At 67.4% G+C, this 4,226-nt stretch carries 5 protein-coding genes; 2 read left to right on the top strand and 3 right to left on the bottom strand.

Annotated features, from left to right (window positions below; all coding sequences use genetic code 11):
* The coding region (locus MOV75_RS29140) for a GNAT family N-acetyltransferase (RefSeq protein WP_247007059.1) at window positions 1-1,069 on the top strand (1,069 nt) is incomplete at its 5' end.
* Between the two features lie 7 nt (window positions 1,070-1,076).
* Here MOV75_RS29140 and MOV75_RS29135 read toward each other — a convergent pair.
* Window positions 1,077-1,742 carry a DsbA family oxidoreductase gene (locus tag MOV75_RS29135; protein WP_246925199.1) on the bottom strand — a complete coding sequence of 222 codons (666 nt, stop codon included), beginning with the start codon at window positions 1,740-1,742 and terminating at the stop codon, window positions 1,077-1,079.
* 178 nt (window positions 1,743-1,920) lie between these two features.
* On the opposite strand from MOV75_RS29135, the gene MOV75_RS29130 reads away from it, so the two are divergent.
* Complete coding sequence (locus MOV75_RS29130) at window positions 1,921-2,721, top strand: thioesterase family protein (protein ID WP_246925196.1); 801 nt, start codon at window positions 1,921-1,923, stop codon at window positions 2,719-2,721.
* Here the strand turns inward: MOV75_RS29130 and MOV75_RS29125 are convergent.
* Both MOV75_RS29125 and MOV75_RS29120 read right to left on the bottom strand, forming a co-directional pair.
* Window positions 2,709-3,533 (bottom strand): helix-turn-helix domain-containing protein, encoded by an 825-nt coding sequence (locus MOV75_RS29125; protein ID WP_247007058.1) that lies wholly within the window; start codon window positions 3,531-3,533, stop codon window positions 2,709-2,711. The two genes, MOV75_RS29130 and MOV75_RS29125, sit on opposite strands and share 13 nt — an antisense overlap.
* Window positions 3,534-3,573: 40 nt before the next feature.
* A partial coding sequence (locus tag MOV75_RS29120) for a transcriptional regulator (protein WP_247007057.1) occupies window positions 3,574-4,226 on the bottom strand: 653 nt, incomplete at its 5' end.

Here is a 4,226-nt window from a genome sequence, read left to right as displayed (position 1 = left end):
ATGGCGCGCGCTCGCGCAGCGCGCGGTCGAGCCGAACGGATATTACCTCCCGGCCTGGGAGCTCGCCGTCAGCGCAACCGCGCGCGGCCGAACCGAAGCCTCGGCCTTACCCGCATTCGACGGTTCTTCGACGCGGCTGATCGGGCTGATGCCGGTGATCTCGCTGTGGCGCGCCTGGAAGATACCCCTGCCCGCGCTGGTGAGCGCGCATCCCTACGGCACGCTGTGCAGTCCGCCGATCGACCGCGACGCGCCGATCGAGGCAGCCGCATCTCTGTTGCAGAGGGCGCGCGAAGCCGGCGCGCATGCGCTCGTGCTGAATGACGTCGCGCTCAACGGTGCTGCGATGAATGCACTCAGCCAGGTCCTGAGCCGCGACGGCCTGAAGCCGCGCGTGCTTTCCTCCTACGTCCGCGCCAGCCTCGATGCGACGCAGGACAGCGAAACGCTGCTGCGCGACGCGCTCGGCACCAAGAAGCTCAAGGAGCTGCGCCGCCTGCGCCATCGCCTCGAAGAGCACGGCCCTGTTACGTTCGACGTGGCACGCCGGCCTGACGAGATCGCGTCCGCGCTCGAAACATTCTTGCAGCTCGAGGCCAGCGGCTGGAAAGGCCAGCGCGGCACCGCACTGGTCCAGCATGCGGGTGATGCGACCTTCATTCGCCGCGCCGTCCCGGCGCTGGCTGAGACCGCGCAGTGCGAGATCATCACGCTTCGCGCCGGCGCGACGCCGATTGCCGCCGGCATCGTGCTGCGCCATCAGGATCGCGCTTTCTTCTTCAAGCTCGGCATCGACGAGCGCTTTGCAAGATATTCGCCGGGCGTGCAGCTCACGCTCGACCTCACCCGCCATCTCTGCGCCGATCCCGCCATCGCCAGCGCGGATTCCACTGCGGGCGCCGACCACCCCATGATCAACCCGATCTGGCGCGGACGCTTCGCAATTGGTGACGTGCTGATCCCGCTGCGCCGGCACGATCCGGTCGTCGCGCTCATTTACGGAGCGCTGGTCGGCGTCAACGCGGCGCATGAGGCTGCGCGCCGCATGGTTCGCCGGCTCCGCAAATAAGCGAAAGCTACTCCGCCGCCTGCGCGTTGATCTCCTCCGAGACCTGGCGGATGGCGCGGGCGAGCAGGTTCGGATCCTGCGCGCCGGAGACGGCGTATTTCTGCGCGAACACATAGGTCGGCACGCCGGAGATGCCCTTCTCAGCGGCTTCCTGCGCGTCGGCCGAAACGCGCGCGACGTCCTCGTCGGTGGCAAGGCGCTTGCGCACGTCCTCGGCATCGAGGCCGATGTCGGCGGCCGCCTGTACCAGCACGCTCACATCGGTGAGATCGCCGCCGTCGCGGAAATACAGCTCCATCAGGCGCTGCTTCATCTCGGGCGCCTTGCCGATCGCTTCCGCCCACAGGATGAGGCGATGGCAGTCGGTCGTGTTGGGCTGACGGGCGACCAGCTCGGGCTTGTAGAGAAGGCCCTCTTCGCTTGCGGCCGCAACGACGCGCCCGGCGATGCCCTTATAGGCCTCCACCGAACCGAACTTCTGGGTGAGATAGGCCTCGCGGCTGATGCCCTCGCGTGGCACCCAGGGATTGAGGAAGAACGGGCGGAAATTGAGCTTGACCGGAACGTCCGGAACGAGCGCGAGCGCGCTCTCGATCCGGTGCTTGCCGATATAGCACCAGGGGCACACCACGTCGGAGACGACGTCGATCTGGAGCGGTTTGAGCGTGCTCATGTCAGGCGCCTCCTTCGGGCAATACGGGTTCGCCGCAAGATAAGCCGAACCGGAGACGGCGCAAGGCACCGGACCTGCATGGCTCACGACTTCACCTCTGCGGTTATTGTGACAGGTCCGGCCCGCCGGGATACTCGCGGCCACGATCAAGCCCAGGGATCAAGAAGGGAAGACCGCAATGAGCGCCATTTTTAGGCCGGAAGGCCATCAATTCCGGGCCACGGAGCATGCCGGCGGTCCGTGGTCGCCGGACATGTTGCAGGGAAGCGCCACCACCGCCCTCATGACCCGCGAGGTCGAGCGTCTCGCCGCAGAATCCGGCTTCGCCGTGCGGCGCCTGACCTTCGATCTGTGGCGACCGGCGGGCCTGCGCGCCTTCAGGACCGTCAGCGAATTGCTGCGCGATGGCCGCAAGGCCAAGACCTTGCAGGTGCGGCTGATGGACGGCGAGACGGAGATCGGCCGTTGCACGGCACTGCTGACGGCGCCGAGCGCAGAATCGCCCGTCGATCCCTTTGCGAGGCCCGCGGCGGTCGACAAGGCGCCCGAGGCGGGTGCTCCACCGCCGGCTTTCGCGCAGAAATGGAGCCGCTATTTCCAGAACGTCTCGGTGCGGCTGATCGAGGGCGCGCTGGAAAAACCAGGCCCTGCGGCGGCCTGGATGCGGCTCGATGCGGCCCTGGTCGAGGGCGAGCCGAACACGCCGCTGTTGCAAGCGGTGCAAGCCGCGGACTTTTCCAGCGGCGTCGCGCAGATCGTCGACATGCGCGACTGGACCTTTATCAACCCGGAGATCAGCCTCTATTTCTTTCGGCCGCCGGAGGGCGAATGGATCCTGATCCGCGCCACGACGCGCGTCGGCGCCAATGGCGCGGGCCTCACCACGGCGACACTGAGCGACCGCAAGGGACCGTTCGCGGAGGTGATGCAGGCGATGAGCTTCGAGCGGCGCGAGCCCGTGCAGGCTCAGGCGTCCTGAGCCGCGAGCGCGATCAGCGCGGCCTCGGATGCGGCATCAACAGGCATGAACATCTCGACGCGAAGCTCCTGCAGCGTCACGTCCTGCGGCGTGCCGAGCGTCAGCACCGCACCGATCAGGCCGATGCCGACGTCGCCCTTGCGCAGACGCACCTCGCAGAGCGGTCCCGGCACGGCGCTGTCCTCGATCCCAAGTGCGGGAAGCTCCGGCAGCCGCATCAATTCGCGCCAGGTCGATTGCAAGGCCTCATCGAGCGGCGCAGCCATCGCTTCATGGCGCGCACGCGACAGCAGAGCAGCCGCGACGGCGGGCCAGTTCTCGATGAACGGCTTGAGCTCGTTGGGCGCGAGGAACATGCGCATGTGATTGAGCGGCCGCTGCATGCGCTCAGGGCCGAGCAGCATGGTCATCAGGCGCGAGGCGGCGCGATTGGCCTGCTTCACATTCCAGCGCCGGTCGGTCACGATCGCTGGGAACGGCTCGTGCCGTCGCAGCAGAAGATCGATGGCGCGCCGCGCATCGGCAAGCTCGGGCGCGGCAAGGTCGCGCTCGCCATATTGCCGGGCGAAGCCGCCGGCCTCGAGCAGCGCGTTGCGGTCGCGCAGCGACAAATCGAGAGCGGATGCGAGTTGCAGCAGAATGTCCCGGCTTGCTGCCGCCTTGCCGGTCTCGACATGGCTGAGATGCTTGACCGAGATGCCGGCCTCGAACGCCAGCCCCGCCTGGCTCGAGGCTCGGCGCATGCGCCAGCCGCGCAGGAGATCACCGACGGGATTGGCCGGCCGCAACCGCCGGAACGCGCGTGTGTCCATCCGCAGATTATGCGGGGGCCGCTCCTGCCTGTAAACGCCGCTATGGCAAACCGGCCGCCATCTGCTTCAGCCGTTCGGCAGTGCGCTCATCCGCCGGAAAGAAGGTCTCCAGCGCCAGCTCCGACAGCGTGATGTCCACCGGCGTGCCGAACACCATGGTGGTGGAGAAGAAGCTGAGGATCTCGCCGCCATGTCGCAGCTTGAACGGGATCGCGACACTGTCGCTCGAAAGCGGGGCCGCGCGCGCCGGAATGGGATAGCTCTTCAGGTCGTTGTAGAGCTTGATCAGCTCGGGATCGGCGGTCGCCTCGCATTGCCGGTGCAGCCGCTCCAACAGATGCCCGCACCATTCTGCAAGGTTGACCGTGCGCGGCGCCAGCGCCTCGGGATGGAAGGCGAGCCGCAGCACGTTGAAGGGCTGGCCGAGCAGATGCTGTGGGATGCCGTCGAGTAGCGGCGCCACCATGCGATTGGCGGAGACCAGGTTCCAGTGCCTGTCCACCGCCAGCGCGGGATTGGGCTCGTGCGCTCTAAGGACGAGGTCGATCGCCTGGCGGGCTGATTTCAAGGCCGGATCCTCCAGCTGGCGCTGCGGGAATGCCGGCGCATAGCCGGCGGCCACCAGCAGCACGTTGCGTTCGCGCAAGGGCACGTCCAGACGCTCGGCGAGCCTGAGCACCATGTCGCGCGAGG

It is taken from the genome of Bradyrhizobium sp. PRIMUS42 (assembly GCF_023006515.1).
Taxonomy (GTDB): Bacteria; Pseudomonadota; Alphaproteobacteria; order Rhizobiales; family Xanthobacteraceae; genus Bradyrhizobium.
This window is presented reverse-complemented; position numbering and strand designations above follow the sequence as displayed.